Source organism: Nocardia brasiliensis ATCC 700358, assembly GCF_000250675.2.
In the GTDB taxonomy this organism is placed as follows: domain Bacteria; phylum Actinomycetota; class Actinomycetes; order Mycobacteriales; family Mycobacteriaceae; genus Nocardia; species Nocardia brasiliensis_B.
This window is the reverse complement of the sequence record NC_018681.1, coordinates 3,853,859-3,869,933: the sequence shown is the minus strand read 5'-3', so window position 1 is coordinate 3,869,933 and position 16,075 is coordinate 3,853,859. Positions and strand designations below refer to the sequence as shown.

The window sequence follows — 16,075 nt, the reverse complement described above, 5'->3', positions numbered from 1 at the left end:
CAATGGTCGGCCGTAGATCCGCACCCACGGTGCGCGTGGTGCAGGTGCTGGATTTCTTCGTCGAGCAGCGCGGCAAACGCTTCGGCCTGTCCGAACTCGCCCGCACGCTCGACCTGGCGAAACCCACCTGCCTCGGCATTCTCACCGAGCTCACCGCGGGCGGCTACCTGGTGCGCGATGCCGATGCCCGGACCTACGGCCTCGGCCCGGCACTCATCGCCGCCGGCCGGGTCGCGCAGGACAGCTTCGCGATATCCGCGCTGGCCCGGACGGAACTGGAACGACTCACCGCCGAATACCGCACGACCTGCACCGCATCGGCCGTGGTCGGCGACCGGATCATGGTGCTGGAGAGCACCGGCCCGGGGATGGTCAAGGTCGGCGCCGCCTACCATTTCGCGCCGCCGGTCGGGCTGATGTACGTGCTGTGGGATACCGACGCGGCTTTCGACGCGTGGCTGGCCCAACCGCCGACCGTGCCGCTGCACCAGGATGAAGCCCGATTGCGCCAGGTGGTTGCCGAGTGCCGCGAGCGCGGCTATCTGGTGGAGAGCCTGACCGCCGCGGGTCGCAGGCTGTACTCGCTGCTGGCCGGCTTCGCGGCCCGCGATCTGCCCGATGACCTGCGCGAATTGGTGGGCGAACTGGTGACCAGTCTGGGCGAACGGGTGTACCTGGGCACGGATCTGCGACCACGCAAGGAACATCCGGTGAGCCTGCTCGCCGCCCCGACCTACGGCGGCGACGGCAGGCAGAACATGGTGCTCACGATGTATGTCGGCAAGTCCATCACCGGCGCCGAAATCGATAGGCGCGGAACGGCTCTCATCTCCGCCGCGGACGCGGTCACGGCGGCATCGGGTGGCCGGAAGCCAGTCGCTCGACCGGCATCGCACGGTTGACGCCCGCGCACCCATTGCCAATAACCGAAACGTGTTCTAGTTTTGCGATGTGAGCCAGTACGCGAAGTCGACGGCGAGCACCTACGAGCTGCCTCATCTGGACGCGCTCGAGGCCGAGTCGGCACACATATTCCGAGAAGTAGCGGCGACCTTCGAGCGACCGGTGCTGCTGTTCTCCGGCGGCAAGGACTCGGTGGTGATGCTGCACCTCGCGGCGAAGGCCTTCTGGCCCGCGCCGCTGCCGTTCCCGGTGTTGCACATCGACACCGGGCACAATTTCGACGAGGTGATCGCCTACCGGGACGAGACGGTCGCGCGGCTGGGACTGCGCCTCGTCGTCGGCCGGGTGCAGGACGATATCGACGCGGGCCGGGTCACCGAGGAGACCGGGCCGCGGGCCTCGCGCAACCGATTGCAGACCGCGACGCTGTTGCGCTCGATCAAGGAGGGCGGCTTCGACGCCGTTTTCGGCGGCGCGCGCCGCGACGAGGAGAAGGCACGCGCCAAGGAGCGCGTGTTCAGCTTCCGCGACGAATACGGCCAGTGGGACCCGCGCAGTCAGCGCCCTGAGCTGTGGAACCTGTACAACGGCAAACACCGTGCGGGCGAGCATATTCGAGTGTTCCCGCTGTCGAACTGGACCGAGCTCGACATCTGGACCTACATCGCCGCGGAGGGCATCGACCTGCCGCCGCTCTACTACGCGCACCGCAGGCCGGTGGTGCAGCGCGACGGAATGCTGCTGGCGCACACCAGGTTTCTGCAACTGCTGGACGGTGAGCAGCCTTTCGACACCACGGTGCGGTTCCGCACGGTCGGCGACGCCACCTGCACGGGCTGCGTGGAATCCACCGCGGCCACCCCCGCCGAGGTGGTCACCGAGGTGGCCGCCGCCCGGGTCACCGAACGCGGCGCCACCCGCGCCGACGACCGGATCTCCGAGGCGGGCATGGAAGATCGCAAACGAGAGGGCTACTTCTGATGACCGCCACCCTGCTGCGCCTCGCCACCGCGGGCAGCGTCGACGACGGCAAGTCCACCCTCATCGGCCGGCTGCTGTTCGACTCCAAGACGATTTTCACCGACCAGCTCGCGGCCGTCGAGCGCACCAGCCGCGACCGCGGCGACGACTACCCGAACCTGGCGCTGCTCACCGACGGGCTGCGCGCGGAACGGGAACAGGGCATCACCATCGACGTGGCGCACCGCTATTTCGCCACGCCCCGACGGAAATTCATCATCGCCGACACCCCCGGCCACATCCAGTACACCAGGAACATGGTGACCGGGGCGTCCACCGCCGATCTCGCGCTGATCCTGGTCGACGCGCGCAAGGGGGTGGTCGAGCAGACCCGCAGGCACGCCTTCCTGGCCGGCCTGCTCGGCATTCCGCACCTGGTGCTCTGCGTCAACAAGATGGACCTGGTGGACTGGTCGCAGGCCCGGTTCGAGCAGATCCGCACCGAATTCGCCCAGTTCGCCTCGAAATTGGACGTCTCCGACCTGACCTTCGTACCGATGTCCGCGCTGCACGGCGAGAACATCGTGCACCGCGGCGCGAGCATGCCGTGGTACGAGGGCACGCCCCTGCTGCACCACCTCGAGGAGGTGCACATCGCCTCCGACCGCAACCTCATCGACGCGCGCTTCCCGGTGCAGTACGTGACCCGCAGGCACGCCCAGGATTTCCGCGGTTACGCGGGCACGGTCGCGGGCGGTGTCTTCAAGCCCGGCGACGAAGTGGCGGTGCTGCCTTCGGGATTGACGAGCACCGTGGCCGCGATCTGGGGGCCGGGCGGCACGCCCGTCGCGGAAGCGTTTCCGCCGCAGGCGGTCACGATCCAGCTCGCCGACGAGATCGATGTCTCGCGCGGTGACATGATCTGCCGTCCGAACAACCGGCCGATCGCGGGGCGCGACCTCGACGCGATGGTGTGCTGGTTCGCCGACGACAGTCAGCTCTCCCCCGGCGCGACCTACACCATCCGGCACACCACCCGCACCGCCACCGCCGAGGTGCGCAGCCTCGACTACCGGCTCGATGTGAACACGCTGCACCGCGACGAGAGCCCGGAATCGTTATCGCTCAACGAGATAGGCCGAGTCCAGCTGCGCACCCGGCAACCGCTGCTGTTCGACCCGTATCGGCGCAATCGGCTCACCGGCAGCTTCATCCTGGTCGACGACACCACCAACAACACCGTCGCCGCGGGCATGATCACCGGCCCGACCCTGCCGTCGTCGCGGGTCGTCTGGCATTCGACCGCGGTCGGCCGGGACGAGCGCGCGACGCGGGGCCTGACGGTCTGGCTGACCGGCCTGTCCGGCTCCGGAAAGTCCACCGTCGCAGTAGAACTCGAGCGTCGGCTGGTCGCCGCGGGGCGCCCGGCCTTCCTGCTCGACGGGGACAACCTGCGACACGGTCTGAACGCCGATCTCGGCTTCAGCGCCGCCGACCGGGTCGAGAACGTCCGCCGCGTCGGCGAAGTCGCCCGGTTGTTCGCCGACGCCGGTGTGGTGGCGGTGGTCTCGCTGATCAGTCCGTACCGCGCCGACCGCGACCGGGTCCGTGCCGCGCACCTCGCGGCGGGTATACCGTTCGTCGAGGTCTTCGTCGACACGCCGCTGGAGGTCTGCGAGGCCCGCGACCCGAAAGGCATGTACGCCAAGGCCCGTGCGGGCGAGATCAGCGGCTTCACCGGAATCGACGACCCTTACGAGGCGCCCACCGACGCCGAACTCGTGCTGCGCCCGGACCACGGCGACCCCGCCGCCATGGCGGCCACCATCCTCGCGCGATTGTCGCGTCTGGACTGAGCGTGAGCGCTGCGGTCACGGTTACTCGAGCGCGACGGTCATTGGCCGCGGGCCGAGCCGGACCTACGGTCGGGGCACCGACCGGACGGGCGGGGGTTCGGCCGTGGCCGCATGCCCGCGTCGAGGACGACAGAGAGCGGAGACATGGGACCACTGCACGGAGTGAAAGTCATCGAGATCGCCAGCCTCGCGCCTGGCCCGTTCGGCGCGATGATCCTGGCCGATCTCGGCGCGCAGGTGCTGCGGGTGGACCGCGGCGGCAAACCCGGTGCGGGCATCGTCTCGCCGGAGGGCCCGCTGGACCGCGGCAAGCACAGCATCACCCTCGATCTCAAGGACCCCGACGATCGGGACACGCTGCTCGCGCTCGCCGAGCACGCGGACGTGCTGATCGAAGGGTTCCGGCCGGGTGTCACCGAACGCCTCGGCATCGGCCCCGCCGATCTGGCCGCCCGCAACCCGCGCCTGATCTACGGCCGGATGACCGGTTGGGGCCAGGAGGGTCCGCTGGCGCACACCGCAGGCCACGACATCGACTACATCGCCGTCTCCGGTGCGCTCGGACTGGTCGGGCGCGCGGGCGAGGCGCCGGTGCCGCCCGCGAACATGCTCGGCGACTACGCGGGCGGCGGTCTGCTGCTCGCGCTCGGCGTGCTCGGCGCGCTGTACGAGCGGGAGCGCTCCGGCCGAGGCCAGGTGGTGGATGCGGCCATGGTCGACGGCGCCGCGCTGTTCACCGCGTCCATGCACGGCCTGCACCACCTCGGGCTGTGGAACTTTCCGCGTGGGGAGAACATGCTCGACGGCGGCGCGCCGTTCTACGACACCTACGAATGCGCCGATGGGCTGTACCTCGCGGTCGGCTGCGTCGAGATCCCGTTCTACAACCAGATGCTCGCGATCCTCGGCATCGACGACCCCGAACTGCCGTTCCAGCTGGACAAGAACGGCTGGCCGCAGCTCAAAGAGGTGCTCGGCGCCAAGTTCAAGGAGCGCACTCGCGACGAGTGGACCGAGCTGTTCACCGGTTCCGACGCCTGCGTGGCCCCGGTGCTGAGCCCCTGGGAAGCCCACGAGCACCCGCACAACGTGGCCCGCAACGCCTTCATCACGGTGAACGGCGTCCTGCAGCCCGCGCCCGCACCACGCTTCGACCGCACGCCCACCGAGGTCCCGGCGCCGCTCTCCGCCGACCCGCAGCAGGTGCGAAAGCTGCTGTCCGGCTGGGGCGTTCCCACCGACGACCTGGATCGCCTCGGTACCTGACGCTACGATTTCCGGGAAGCGGGCCGGGCCGCAGCGTAAGATACAGTAGATTGCACATGTCTCGAAAGGATGGGTGATGCGGTCTACGTTGCTTTCCCGGCGCGATCTCGACTTCCTGCTGTACGAGTGGCTGCACGTCGAGGAGCTGACCAAACGTGGGCGGTACGCGGATCATTCGCGGGAGACCTTCGATGCGGTGCTGGACCTGAGCGAGCAGCTGGCGACCAAGTACTTCGCGCCGCACAACAAGCTCAACGACGCGCACGAGCCGACCTTCGACGGCGAGCGCGTCACCCTCATCCCGGAGGTGAGCGTGGCGCTCGACGCGTTCGCCAAGGCCGGATTGCCCGCCGTGGCAATGGATTACGAGTTCGGCGGCGGACAGCTGCCGGTGACCGTCGCGCAGGCGAGCTACGCGTGGTTCCAGGCGGCCAACCCCGGCACCGCGGGCTACTCGTTCCTCACCGTCGCCAACGCCAATCTGCTGCTCGCCCATGCCGGCCCCGCGCTCGGCGAACGATTCGTGCGGCCCATGCTGGAGGGGCGTTTCTTCGGCACGATGTGCCTGTCCGAACCGCAGGCCGGGTCCTCGCTGGCCGATATCGTGACCCGCGCCGAGCCGCGCGAGGACGGCACCTATCGCCTGTTCGGCACCAAGATGTGGATCTCCGGCGGTGACCACGAGCTCGGCGAGAACATCGTGCACCTGGTGCTCGCGAAGATCCCCGGCGGCCCGGCGGGCACGAAGGGTATCTCGCTGTTCGTCGTGCCGCGCTTCCTGGTCGGCGAGGACGGCGCCCTCGGCGAACGCAACGATGTCGCACTCGCCGGACTCAACCACAAGATGGGTTTCCGCGGCACCGTCAACACCGTGCTCAACTCCGGCGAGGGCAAGTGGACACCCGCGGGCGCGCCCGGCGCGATCGGCTACTTGGTCGGCGAGCCGCACCGCGGCCTGAGCTACATGTTCCACATGATGAACGAGGCACGGATCGGCGTCGGCCTGGTCGCGACGGCACTCGGCTACACCGGATACCTGGAGTCGCTGGACTACGCGCGCACCCGCGCCCAAGGTCGCGCGAAGCTGCCCGCCGACCCCACCGCCCCGCAGCGGCCGATCGTCGAGCACGCCGACGTCAAACGAATGCTGCTGGCGCAGAAGGCTTATACCGAAGGCGCGCTGGGCCTCGTGCTCTACTGCGCGCGACTGGTCGACGAACAGCGCACCGCCGATTCCGACGAAGAGCGCAAGGCGCTCACCCTGCTGCTCGACATCCTCACCCCGATCGCGAAGAGCTGGCCCTCGCAGTGGTGCCTGGAGGCGAACAATCTCGCGATCCAGGTGCTCGGCGGTTACGGCTACACCCGCGAATACAACGTCGAGCAGCACTACCGGGACAACCGGCTGAATCCGATCCACGAGGGCACCCACGGCATCCAGGGCCTGGATCTGCTGGGCCGCAAGGTCACCCAGCAGGGCGGTGCCAGCCTGCTCGCGCTCGGCGGCCGGGTGCAGGCCACGGTCACGGCCGCGCAGGCGGTCGGCGGCGAGGCGGCAGAGCTTTCCGCGCAACTGGATTCGGCGTGGCAGCGGTTGGTCGAGGTGACCGCGGGACTGTTCGCTTCGGGCGACTTCGAGGCCGCACTGGCGAACAGCTCGGTCTATCTCGAGGCGTTCGGCCACATCGTGCTGGCCTGGATCTGGCTGGAGCAACTGCTGGCCGCCGGCGCGCACACGGGCGACTTCTACGACGGCAAGCGGCACGCCGCCCGGTTCTTCTACCGCTTCGAGCTGCCCAAGACCGCGCCGGCGCTGGATCTGCTCGCCCGGCTCGACACCACCACGCTGGACATGCGCGACGCCTGGTTCTGAACACAATCGGTTCGGTACATACATGGAACGATGTACCATATTCCGATGACCTCTCCCAGCCAGCGGACCACCCGCCCGCCCGGACGACCGGCGTCTGCGACCAGGGCGGAGGTCATCGATCTCGCCCGCCGCGCGTTCCTGGCGGGCGAGCGGGTCGACATCCAGGCGATCGCCGGGCAACTCGGGCTGAGCCGTGCCTCGATCTACCGCTGGTTCGGTTCCCGCGAGGGCGTGCTCGGCACGGTGCTCGCGGGTGAGTTCGAGGCGCTGCTCACCCGGGCCGACGCGCGCAGGCGTTCGGCCGGGGCGCGGCGCATCCTGGACGTGCTGTACCGGGTGAACCGCTGGATGACCGACAACGAGCCGTTCCGGCGGTATTTCGAGAACGAGCCGCTGGCCGGATTGCGCATTCTCACCGCGAGCGACGGACCGGTGCAGCCGCTGGTGGTCGCGACGGTGCGCGAACTCATCGCCCGCGCCGAACGCGAGGACGACTATCGCCCGCCGCTCGAGCCGGATCTGCTCGCCTACGCGCTGGTGCGGCTCGGCGAGGCGTTCCTCTACAACGACAATGTGGCGGGCATCAGCGGCGATGTCGACCGCCTGCACGAGGTGCAGGCGGCGCTGCTCGGCATCCCGGAGGCGATCACCAAACCGCGTACGGACCGCTGACGTGTCCTCGGATCCCCTACTGCACCAGCGCTTTCCCGAACTCGCCGACACGCTGCCGTTCCTGCGGCTCGGTACCGCGCCGACCCCGATCCGCCCGCTCGACGTCGGACCGGTGGTGTTCCTCGACACCTACGGCCCCTGACAGCCCGCCGCATTCGAATCGACCTGATCGAAATCCGGTCCGCGCGTATCGAAGTGGCGTAATAGCGGGCCGGGCGGTCATATCGCCAGGTCGCGGCCGGGTAGCGCACGGCGGAATAACATCCCCTCATTTTCCGGCGTCGCCGCGGCGTGATCCGGCCGTCCGATTCCGCACTATCGTCACCTTCCATGCAGGTCAGCAGCGGAAAGACGGAGGAGGTGGCAGCCGAACCCACGCCGGTGCGACGGCTACGCGCCGATCAGGCGCGGCGGGTGGCCGACCTGCTCCGCCATCAAGTGCACGACGGGGCATTCGATGCGGGACTGCCCGGCGAACAGCAGTTGGCCGCCGAATTCGACGCGTCCCGCAATACCGTTCGAGAAGCCCTCACCCTGCTGCGCGACGAAGGATTGATCGAGCGGGCGCCCAAGATCGGGACCCGGGTCGCCACCCGCAAATACGACCACGGCCTCGACGCACTGCTCGGCTTGCAGGAGACCTTCAAAGGGCACGGCACCGTGCGCAATGAGGTGCGCGCGGCGATGCACGTCGCCGCGCCCGCGGCGGTCGCCCGTCGGCTGCACCTCGCGCCCGGTGAACGCGTCGTCTATCTCGAACGCCTGCGCTACCTGGCCGATCTGCCGCTCAGCCTCGACCTCACCTACCTCGTCCCCGACATCGGCACCGAGCTGCTCGGCCACGATCTCGAGCACACCGACATCTTCGTGCTGCTGGAGCAGATCAGCGGGCAGTCGCTCGGGCACGCCGACCTCGCGCTCGAGGCGGTGCCCGCCGACCCGCACACCGCCTCCACCCTCGACGTCCCCGGCGGCGCGCCGCTGCTGATGCTCGAACGACTCACCCGCCTCGACGACGATCGCCCGGTCGACCTCGAATACATCCGCATGCGCGGCGACCGAATCACCATGCGCGGCAGCCTCACCCGCAGCACCCCCGAATGGAAGGTCCGCTAGATGGCACTCGTGAACCAACGCACCGACATCCCGGTGACCATCGACGAATCGTTGTGCATCCAGGGCTGCACGCTGTGTGTCGAGATCTGCCCGCTCGACTCGCTCGCGATCAATCCGGACAACGGCAAGGCGTTCATGCACGTGGACGAATGCTGGTACTGCGGCCCGTGCGCGGCCCGCTGTCCCACCGGCGCCGTCACCGTCAACATGCCCTACCTGCTGCGCTGATCTGGAAGTCCGATGAAAGTACGTCTCGTTCCGCTGCTGCTCGCCGCGACGCTCGCGGTGGCGGGTTGCTCGCTGGAAAGTTCGAACGACACCCCGGCCGGCACCGTCAGGGTGGTCGTCGGTTATCAGTCCAAGACCATCAACACCGTCACCGCGGGCACGCTGCTGCGTGCGCAGGGCTACCTGGAGCGGCGGCTCCAGCAGATCACCGACCGCGGCGGCGCCGCGTACCACGTCGAATGGCAGGACTACGACACCGGAGCGCCGATCACCGCGCAGATGGTCGCGGAGAAGATCGATATCGGCTCGATGGGCGACTATCCGTTGCTGATCAACGGGTCTCGCACCCAGGCCGGCGAACGCGCCCGCACCGCCCTCGTCTCGGTGACCGGGTACAACCCCAAGGGCGCGCTGAACATGGTCGTAGTCCCGCCGGGTTCCCCGGCCACGAACCTCAAAGATCTGGCGGGACAGCCGATTTCGGCGAGCGTCGGTTCGGCCGGACACGGCACCCTGGTGCAGGCGCTCAGCCGGGCGGGCATCGATCCGGCCGAGGGCGTCGAGGTACTCAACCAGCAGCCGCAGGTCGGCGCGACGGCGCTCGAATCGGGTCAGGCCAAGGCGCTGTCCCAGTTCGTCGCGTGGCCGGGCCTGCTGGTCTTCCAGAACAAGGCCCGACTGCTCTACGACGGTGCCGAACTCGGTGTCCCGACCTTCCACGGAGTCGTCGCCCGCCGTGCGTACACCGCGGCACATCCCGAAGTGCTGCAGGCGTTCCTCGCCGCGCAGCTGGACGCGACCGAATTCCTGCGCGGCAAACCATTCGAAGCCGCCGGGATCGTGGCCGCCGGTTCGGGACTGCCCCAGGAGGTCGTCTATCTCTACAACGGCCCGGGCGGAACGAGTTTCGACCCCACGCTCAAGCCGAGCCTGATCGAAGCGCTGAAAGGCGATGTGCCGTACCTGAAGTCCATCGGCGACTTCGCCGAACTCGACATCGACCAGTTCGTCGACAGCGCGCCGCTGCGCCAGGCCTACGAGGGTCGCGGCGACTACGCGGCGGCGCTGGCGTCGACGGTCAATCCGAGCCTCGTCAGCGGCACCGACCCGATCTGCGGTCGCGCAGTGGACGGTTCGGCGCAAGCGGGTGAACTCTGGCTCGACGGCGCGGACCGGCCCCAACCCGCCGCCGACGCCACCTGCCTGCTGCGCGCGGTGCAGACCGCCAAGGCGCAGGGGAAAACCATTCGGGCCGCGTACATCCCAGACGCCGAACTGGGCACCCGCTGGTTCGCGGACAAGGCGATCTGGGTGCGCGACGGCGCGACGTATCTGCCCTTCACCACGCAGGCCGCCGCCGCCCGTTACCGGCAGGGGCATCCGGCGGCGACCGTGGTTCAGTACGAGCAAGCCGTCACGGAAGTCCGCGGATGACAACAGAACTCGTCGCCGTGCCGGGCAACGACACCCGATCCGAGTCGGCCGCTGCCGCGGTCGCGCCGAGAAAACCGGCCACCTCCGTGGCCGCGTGGCGGTCCCGGGCGATCCGGGTCCTGTCGGTCGGCGCCGCGGTCGGCACCTGGCAGTTGCTCACCGCCAACAATATTCGGGCCGGGCTGCGCTTCGACACCTTGCCCACCGTCACCGAGATCATCGCGCAGTTCGGCGAGCAGCTCGGCACCCACCAGTACTACCTCGACATCGCCCAGTCGCTGATCCGGATCCTGACCGGGTTCGGACTGGCCGCGGTGGTCGGGGTGCTGGCGGGCATCGGGCTCGGCCGCTCCCGGCTGCTGGCCGACATCTTCGGGCCGCTCACCGAACTGGTCCGGCCCATACCGGCGATCGCGTTGGTACCGGTGGCCATCCTGATGTTCCCGAGCGACGAGTCCGGGATGGTGTTCATCACCTTCACCGCCACGCTGTTCCCGGTGCTGGTCAGCACCAGGCACGCGGTCCGCGCGCTGCCGACCATCTGGGCGGACGCCCTACGCACGCTGGGCGCCTCCCGCTTCGATGTGCTTGCGCGCGTGACCTTTCCGGGCATCCTGCCGAGCGTGTTCAGCGGTCTCTCGGTCGGCATGGGCGTGGCCTGGATCTGCCTGATCTCCGCCGAGATGATCTCGGGCCGGCTCGGCGTCGGCTACCGGACCTGGCAGGCCTACACGATCGTGGACTACCCGGCGGTGTTCGTCGGCATGATCACCATCGGCGTTCTCGGCTTCGGCACCTCGGGACTCGTCGAGGTGCTCGGCCGCCGGATCACCCGCTGGCTACCGAGGGAGATCAGCACATGACCGTCACCGCACCGCCACGCACGGCGGGAATGCGACTGAGCCTCGACGGACTCCGCGTCAGCTACGGCGACCGGACCGTGCTAGATCGTCTCGATCTCGAGATCGCACCCGGCGAAATCCTGGTCCTGGTCGGCAAATCCGGCTGCGGCAAGTCGACGGTGTTACGCGCCGTCGCCGGACTGCGCACGCCGCAGTCGGGCACGGTGCGCGCCGACGGCGCGGTCGTGACCGGTCCCTCCGCCGATCGCGCGCTGGTCTTCCAGGACGACGCCCTGTTGCCCTGGCGCACCGCGCGACAGAACATCGAACTGGCCCTGCGCCTGCGCGGCCTGTCCCGCGCCGCGCGCCGGGACCAGGCGCTCCACTGGGTGGACGAGGTCGGCCTCACCGGGTACGCGGATTTCCTGCCGCGCGACCTGTCCGGCGGCATGCGGCAACGAGTCCAGTTGGCGCGCAGCCTCGCCGGCGCGCCGCGCGCGGTACTGATGGACGAGCCGTTCGGCGCGCTCGACACGCAGACCCGGGCGACCATGCAGCACCTGCTGATCGACACCTGGCGCGCGCACCCCACCACGATCGTGTTCGTCACCCACGATCTGGACGAGGCGCTGCTGCTCGGTGACCGCGTCGCCGTGCTCGGCGGCGGCACGCTGCGTGCCGTCGTCGACGTACCGAGTCCGCGGCAGGCGGCCGACCGCCGCGCGGTGCTCGCCGAGATCCTGGAGAAACTGTGAACATTCCGGAGTTGTCCGAGCACGTCCGGCTGGACTGCGATGTGCTCGTCGTCGGCGGCGGCACCGCGGGCACCATGGCCGCGCTCACCGCCGCGGAGGCAGGCGCCGACGTGCTGCTGCTGGAGAAGGCGCACGTCCGCCATTCCGGCGCGCTGGCGATGGGTATGGACGGCGTGAACAACGCCGTCATCCCCGGCAAGGCCGAGCCGGAGGACTACGTCGCCGAGATCACCCGCGCGAACGACGGAATCGTCAACCAGCGCACCATTTATCAAACCGCCACGCGCGGCTTCGCCATGGTGCAGCGGCTGGAGCGCTACGGCGTGAAGTTCGAGAAGGACGAATACGGCGAGTACGCCGTGCGGCGCGTGCACCGCTCGGGCTCCTACGTGCTGCCCATGCCCGAAGGCAAGGACGTGAAGAAGGCGCTGTATCGCGTACTGCGGCAACGGAAGATGCGCGAGAAGATCCGGATCGAGAACCGGCTGATGCCGGTCCGGGTGCTCACCGACGGCGGACGCGCCGTGGGTGCGGCCGCATTGCACACGCGCACCGGCGAATTCGTGGCCGTCGGCGCGAAATCGGTGATCCTGGCGACCGGCCCGTGCGGGCGGCTCGGCCTGCCCGCTTCCGGCTACCTGTACGGCACCTACGAGAATCCGACGAACGCGGGCGACGGCTACGCGATGGCCTACCACGCGGGCGCCGAGCTCAGTGGGATCGAATGCTTCCAGATCAACCCGCTGATCAAGGATTACAACGGTCCGGCGTGCGCCTATGTGGCCAACCCGTTCGGCGGCTACCAGGTGAACGCCGAGGGCGAGCGCTTCGTCGACTCCGACTACTGGTCGGGCCAGATGATGGCGGAGGTCAAGCGTGAGATCGAATCCGCGCGCGGGCCCATCTATCTCAAGGTGTCGCATCTGCCCGACGAAACGCTCAGCACGCTCGAGGGGATCCTGCACACCACCGAGCGGCCCACCCGGGGCACCTTCCACGCCAACCGCGGGCACGACTACCGCACCCACGACATCGAGATGCACATCTCCGAGATCGGCCTGTGCGGCGGCCATTCCGCGTCCGGCGTCTGGGTGGACGAACACGCGCGCACCACGGTCCCCGGTCTCTATGCGGCCGGCGATCTGGCTTGCGTGCCACACAACTACATGATCGGCGCCTTCGTCTTCGGTGATCTGGCCGGTGCGCACGCAGCGTCGACGCTCGGCGAGGTAGCCGCCCCCACCGCACTGCCCGGCGACCAGCTGGCGGCCGCGCACGCGTTGATCTACGGCCCGCTGCGGCATCCGGAGGGACCACCGCAGCCGCAGGTCGAGTACAAACTGCGCCGGTTCGTGAACGACTATGTCGCGCCGCCGAAGACGGCCGCCAAACTCGCCATCGCGGTGGAGACCTTCGACCGGATGCGGGCCGAGGTCGCCGGGATCGGCGCGCGCACACCGCACGAGCTCATGCGGGCGGTCGAGGTGTCGTTCATCCGGGACTGCGCGGAAATGGCCGCGCGGAGTTCGTTGACCCGCACCGAATCCCGCTGGGGTCTCTATCACGAGCGGGCCGATCTGCCGGACCGCGACGACGTCGAGTGGCGCTACCACCTCAACCTGCGCAAGAACCCTGACGGCAGAATGGAATTCTACAAGCGCCCGGTCGCGCCGTACCTCGTTCCGGTTCCCGGGCTCGACGACCTGACCTGCGCGGACCCCACGGTCGTGCCCGCGCACGAGCCCGCCCCGCGCGGCGGCCGGGCGCCGCAGCACCTCGGGGCCGCCCGGCCGGTCCGGGAAAACGCCACTCCCCCGTCGCCCCGGCTCGTTTCGTTGCTCGCCCTGGACGCGCCGACCGTGGACGAATTGTCGAGCTACCTGACCGACGCCGACGAAGATGTACGGGTCGCGGCGCTGTCCGTGCTCACCGAGAACACGCCCGACGGGTTCGCGGCGATTCTCGTTGCGGCGCTGGACGACCCGGCGGCCGCGGTGCGGCAGGCCGCGGCGGCGAGTCTGCAAGAACTCGTCGAGGTGCTGCCCGCGGCGCACGGCTTGGCCGATCGACTCGGCTCGGCGGATCCGGTCGTGCGGGCGACCGTCATCGATCTGCTGCGGGCGCTGCGCGCCGGTTCGATCGCGCAATACACTGCGGCACTGTCGGATCCGGATCACCGGGTGCGCATCGCCGCGGTCCGCGCGCTGGTGTCGCTCGATGCTCGATCCGCGGTGGCCGCCCTGGTGGGCGACGATATCCGCGAGGTCCGGATCGCGGTCGCGCAGGGGCTCGCCGCGATCGGCGATGGCGGGACCGAGGTGATCCGGGTGCTCGCCCACGACTTCGACCCGCTGGTCCGGGCGGCCGCGCTGACCGCCTTCGCCGCGCTCGGCGCCGAACCCGCGGACGTCACGGAACTGACTGCCGCGCTGCGTCATTCGGCCTGGCAGATCCGGGTCGGGGCGGCGCGCGGCCTGGCCGGCGCCACACCTCGGCTGGCCGTCCCGCCGCTGACCGAAGCGCTGCTCGATCCGCATCTGGATGTCCGCAAAGCGGCGGTGCTCACCTTGACCGGCTGGCCGGACGACGGCGACGCGCACGACGCGGTGCGCCGCGCGGTGGACGATACCGACGCCGATGTCCGCGCCTACGCCCGCCGGGCGCTGGCGCAGCCCACCGCCTGACCACGAATCGCACCGGTCGCCGAATCCGTTTGTCCGCCTTCGGATCTACGCGAGCGGGCCGGGCCGCTCACCCGGCGCCGGTGCGAGCAGGCGGTCGACGAGGGTGTCCACCAGCTCGCGCGGAATACTCGCGCCGGTCATGGCGCGATAGACGAGCGGCCCCACGAGTGCATCGAGCACCGCGTCCAGGCCGAGCACGGGCGCGATCTCGCCCGCGTCGACGGCGCGGGCGAGCAGGTCGCGCTCGGCGGCCCGGCGCGGACCCAGATAACGCGCCTGGACTCGCTCGGCCGTGCCCGGATCGTGCTGGGCCTGAGCCAGGAGCGCGAGCAGCACCTTGCCCGCCGGATCGCGGGCGACGAAACGCGCGAAATCGCGCAGGTACGCCCGAATGCCCGCGGCCGTCGGCTTGTCCACCGGCACCGGAAAGTGCTTGGCGCTGTCCTCGATCAGCGTGTCGAGCAGGATCTCGACCTTGGACGGCCACCAGCGATAGATCGTCTGTTTGGCAACCCCCGCCCGGCGCGCGATGGCCTCGACGGTCAGCGCCGCGAAGCCGTGTTCGACGAGCAGATCGTCGGCGGCGTGCAGCACGGCCAGGCGCGCGGCTTCGTCGCGCTGATTGCCGGAGCGCACCCTGCGGATCGGCGATTTCGCGTCGGGCATGCAGGACACCCTATCCGTCCGCACGGATGTGCCGGTGCACTCGACCTGCTACTGTCTAGACGCAACGTCTAGTCTAGACAAATTGCTTTATTGCCAAGGAGTACACATGTCCGACACCACCCCTCATGCCCTCGTCCTCGGCGCCGCCCGCGGCCTGGGACTCGTCCTCGTCGACGAGCTCGTCCGCCGCGGCCGGCAGGTGATCGCCACCACCCGCAGCACCGGCGGCGAACTGGCGGCGCTCGCGCAGACCTCGCACGGGCGAGTGCGGATCGAGACCTTGGAGATGACCAGTCCGGAACAGCTCGCCGCGCTGCGCGCCCGCCTGGCCGGCTGCCCGCTCGATCTGCTGTTCGTCAATGCCGCGATCGACCGCGGCGATCTGCCGATCAGCGCGGTCTCCACCGAGATGTTCACCGAGGTGATGGTCACCAACGCGCTCAGCCCGCTGCGCGCGGTCGAAGCGCTGCGCGACCTCGTCGTGCCCGGGGGCACCGTCGCGGTCATGTCCTCCGAACAGGGCAGCATCTCGCAGAACACCGAAGACGGCTACGAGCTGTACAAAGCGAGCAAAGCCGCGCTGAACCAGCTGATGCGCAGCTACGCCACCCGCAACGCCGACGACGGGCACACGAAACTGCTCATCGATCCCGGCCACAATCGCACCGAGCTCGGCGGACCCGACGCGCCGCTCAGTCCGAAGGAGAGCATCCCGGCCGTGGTGGACGTCCTCGACGCCCAGGCGGGTGCGCCCGGATTGCAATTCCTGGATCGGCACGGCGTGCCGGTCCCCTGGTGATGCCGGACAGTTGACGAACCA

Annotated in this window: 15 protein-coding genes; 14 read left to right on the top strand and 1 reads right to left on the bottom strand. The window is 69.3% G+C overall.

What is annotated here, in order from left to right; translation table 11 throughout:
• Nucleotides 1-2: 2 nt before the first annotated feature.
• The 13 genes from O3I_RS17475 (at nt 3) to O3I_RS17420 (ending at nt 14,589) form a co-directional block, all read left to right on the top strand.
• Nucleotides 3-902 carry a helix-turn-helix domain-containing protein gene (locus tag O3I_RS17475; RefSeq protein ID WP_014984277.1) on the top strand — a complete coding sequence of 300 codons (900 nt, stop codon included), beginning with the start codon at nt 3-5 and terminating at the stop codon, nt 900-902.
• A 49-nt stretch (nt 903-951) separates the two neighbouring features.
• A complete protein-coding gene (gene cysD / locus O3I_RS17470; protein ID WP_014984276.1) occupies nt 952-1,884 on the top strand; it encodes a sulfate adenylyltransferase subunit CysD in 933 nt (310 codons plus the stop codon).
• Nucleotides 1,884-3,719: an adenylyl-sulfate kinase gene (cysC, locus tag O3I_RS17465; protein ID WP_014984275.1), complete on the top strand. Its 1,836-nt coding sequence runs from the start codon at nt 1,884-1,886 to the stop codon at nt 3,717-3,719. Before cysD ends, cysC begins: the two co-directional genes overlap by 1 nt.
• Before the next feature lie 144 nt (nt 3,720-3,863).
• Nucleotides 3,864-4,985 (top strand): CaiB/BaiF CoA transferase family protein, encoded by a 1,122-nt coding sequence (locus O3I_RS17460; RefSeq protein ID WP_014984274.1) that lies wholly within the window; start codon nt 3,864-3,866, stop codon nt 4,983-4,985.
• A 76-nt stretch (nt 4,986-5,061) separates the two neighbouring features.
• Nucleotides 5,062-6,858: an acyl-CoA dehydrogenase gene (locus O3I_RS17455; RefSeq protein ID WP_014984273.1), complete on the top strand. Its 1,797-nt coding sequence runs from the start codon at nt 5,062-5,064 to the stop codon at nt 6,856-6,858.
• A 45-nt stretch (nt 6,859-6,903) separates the two neighbouring features.
• Complete coding sequence (locus O3I_RS17450; RefSeq protein ID WP_051066965.1) at nt 6,904-7,530, top strand: QsdR family transcriptional regulator; 627 nt, start codon at nt 6,904-6,906, stop codon at nt 7,528-7,530.
• A gap of 1 nt (nt 7,531) precedes the next feature.
• Nucleotides 7,532-7,672, top strand: a complete 141-nt coding sequence (locus tag O3I_RS45545) for a hypothetical protein (protein ID WP_014984271.1) — start codon at nt 7,532-7,534, stop codon at nt 7,670-7,672.
• 188 nt (nt 7,673-7,860) lie between these two features.
• Nucleotides 7,861-8,646 carry a GntR family transcriptional regulator gene (locus O3I_RS17445; RefSeq protein WP_014984270.1) on the top strand — a complete coding sequence of 262 codons (786 nt, stop codon included), beginning with the start codon at nt 7,861-7,863 and terminating at the stop codon, nt 8,644-8,646.
• Nucleotides 8,647-8,874, top strand: coding sequence for a 4Fe-4S dicluster domain-containing protein (locus tag O3I_RS17440; RefSeq protein WP_014984269.1), 228 nt, complete (start codon nt 8,647-8,649; stop codon nt 8,872-8,874).
• 12 nt (nt 8,875-8,886) lie between these two features.
• Nucleotides 8,887-10,308, top strand: a complete 1,422-nt coding sequence (locus tag O3I_RS17435; protein ID WP_014984268.1) for an ABC transporter substrate-binding protein — start codon at nt 8,887-8,889, stop codon at nt 10,306-10,308.
• On the top strand, nt 10,305-11,171 hold the full coding sequence (locus O3I_RS17430) for an ABC transporter permease (RefSeq protein ID WP_014984267.1): 867 nt from the start codon (nt 10,305-10,307) through the stop codon (nt 11,169-11,171). Before O3I_RS17435 ends, O3I_RS17430 begins: the two co-directional genes overlap by 4 nt.
• Nucleotides 11,168-11,905, top strand: coding sequence for an ABC transporter ATP-binding protein (locus O3I_RS17425; protein ID WP_014984266.1), 738 nt, complete (start codon nt 11,168-11,170; stop codon nt 11,903-11,905). The genes O3I_RS17430 and O3I_RS17425 overlap by 4 nt, the downstream gene beginning before the upstream one ends.
• The gene (locus O3I_RS17420; protein WP_014984265.1) at nt 11,902-14,589 is read left to right on the top strand and encodes a fumarate reductase/succinate dehydrogenase flavoprotein subunit; all 2,688 of its coding nucleotides are present in this window, start codon (nt 11,902-11,904) and stop codon (nt 14,587-14,589) included. The genes O3I_RS17425 and O3I_RS17420 overlap by 4 nt, the downstream gene beginning before the upstream one ends.
• A 45-nt stretch (nt 14,590-14,634) precedes the next feature.
• Here the strand turns inward: O3I_RS17420 and O3I_RS17415 are convergent, their stop codons facing one another.
• Complete coding sequence (locus tag O3I_RS17415) at nt 14,635-15,255, bottom strand: TetR/AcrR family transcriptional regulator (protein ID WP_014984264.1); 621 nt, start codon at nt 15,253-15,255, stop codon at nt 14,635-14,637.
• A gap of 106 nt (nt 15,256-15,361) precedes the next feature.
• Between O3I_RS17415 and O3I_RS17410 the strand changes: the two genes are divergently transcribed.
• Entirely contained in the window at nt 15,362-16,054 is a 693-nt protein-coding gene (locus O3I_RS17410) for an SDR family NAD(P)-dependent oxidoreductase (protein WP_014984263.1), read from the top strand.
• Nucleotides 16,055-16,075 lie beyond the last annotated feature (21 nt).

What these genes read in the sequence shown, in the direction of transcription:
- O3I_RS17475 (WP_014984277.1), top strand. Translation starts at nt 3, where the DNA reads ATGGTCGGCCGTAGATCCGCACCCACGGTGCGCGTGGTGCAGGTGCTG.
- cysC (WP_014984275.1), top strand. Translation starts at nt 1,884, where the DNA reads ATGACCGCCACCCTGCTGCGCCTCGCCACCGCGGGCAGCGTCGACGAC.
- O3I_RS17460 (WP_014984274.1), top strand. Translation starts at nt 3,864, where the DNA reads ATGGGACCACTGCACGGAGTGAAAGTCATCGAGATCGCCAGCCTCGCG.
- O3I_RS17455 (WP_014984273.1), top strand. Translation starts at nt 5,062, where the DNA reads ATGCGGTCTACGTTGCTTTCCCGGCGCGATCTCGACTTCCTGCTGTAC.
- O3I_RS17450 (WP_051066965.1), top strand. Translation starts at nt 6,904, where the DNA reads ATGACCTCTCCCAGCCAGCGGACCACCCGCCCGCCCGGACGACCGGCG.
- O3I_RS17445 (WP_014984270.1), top strand. Translation starts at nt 7,861, where the DNA reads ATGCAGGTCAGCAGCGGAAAGACGGAGGAGGTGGCAGCCGAACCCACG.
- O3I_RS17440 (WP_014984269.1), top strand. Translation starts at nt 8,647, where the DNA reads ATGGCACTCGTGAACCAACGCACCGACATCCCGGTGACCATCGACGAA.
- O3I_RS17435 (WP_014984268.1), top strand. Translation starts at nt 8,887, where the DNA reads ATGAAAGTACGTCTCGTTCCGCTGCTGCTCGCCGCGACGCTCGCGGTG.
- O3I_RS17430 (WP_014984267.1), top strand. Translation starts at nt 10,305, where the DNA reads ATGACAACAGAACTCGTCGCCGTGCCGGGCAACGACACCCGATCCGAG.
- O3I_RS17425 (WP_014984266.1), top strand. Translation starts at nt 11,168, where the DNA reads ATGACCGTCACCGCACCGCCACGCACGGCGGGAATGCGACTGAGCCTC.
- O3I_RS17415 (WP_014984264.1), bottom strand. Translation starts at nt 15,255, where the DNA reads ATGCCCGACGCGAAATCGCCGATCCGCAGGGTGCGCTCCGGCAATCAG.
- O3I_RS17410 (WP_014984263.1), top strand. Translation starts at nt 15,362, where the DNA reads ATGTCCGACACCACCCCTCATGCCCTCGTCCTCGGCGCCGCCCGCGGC.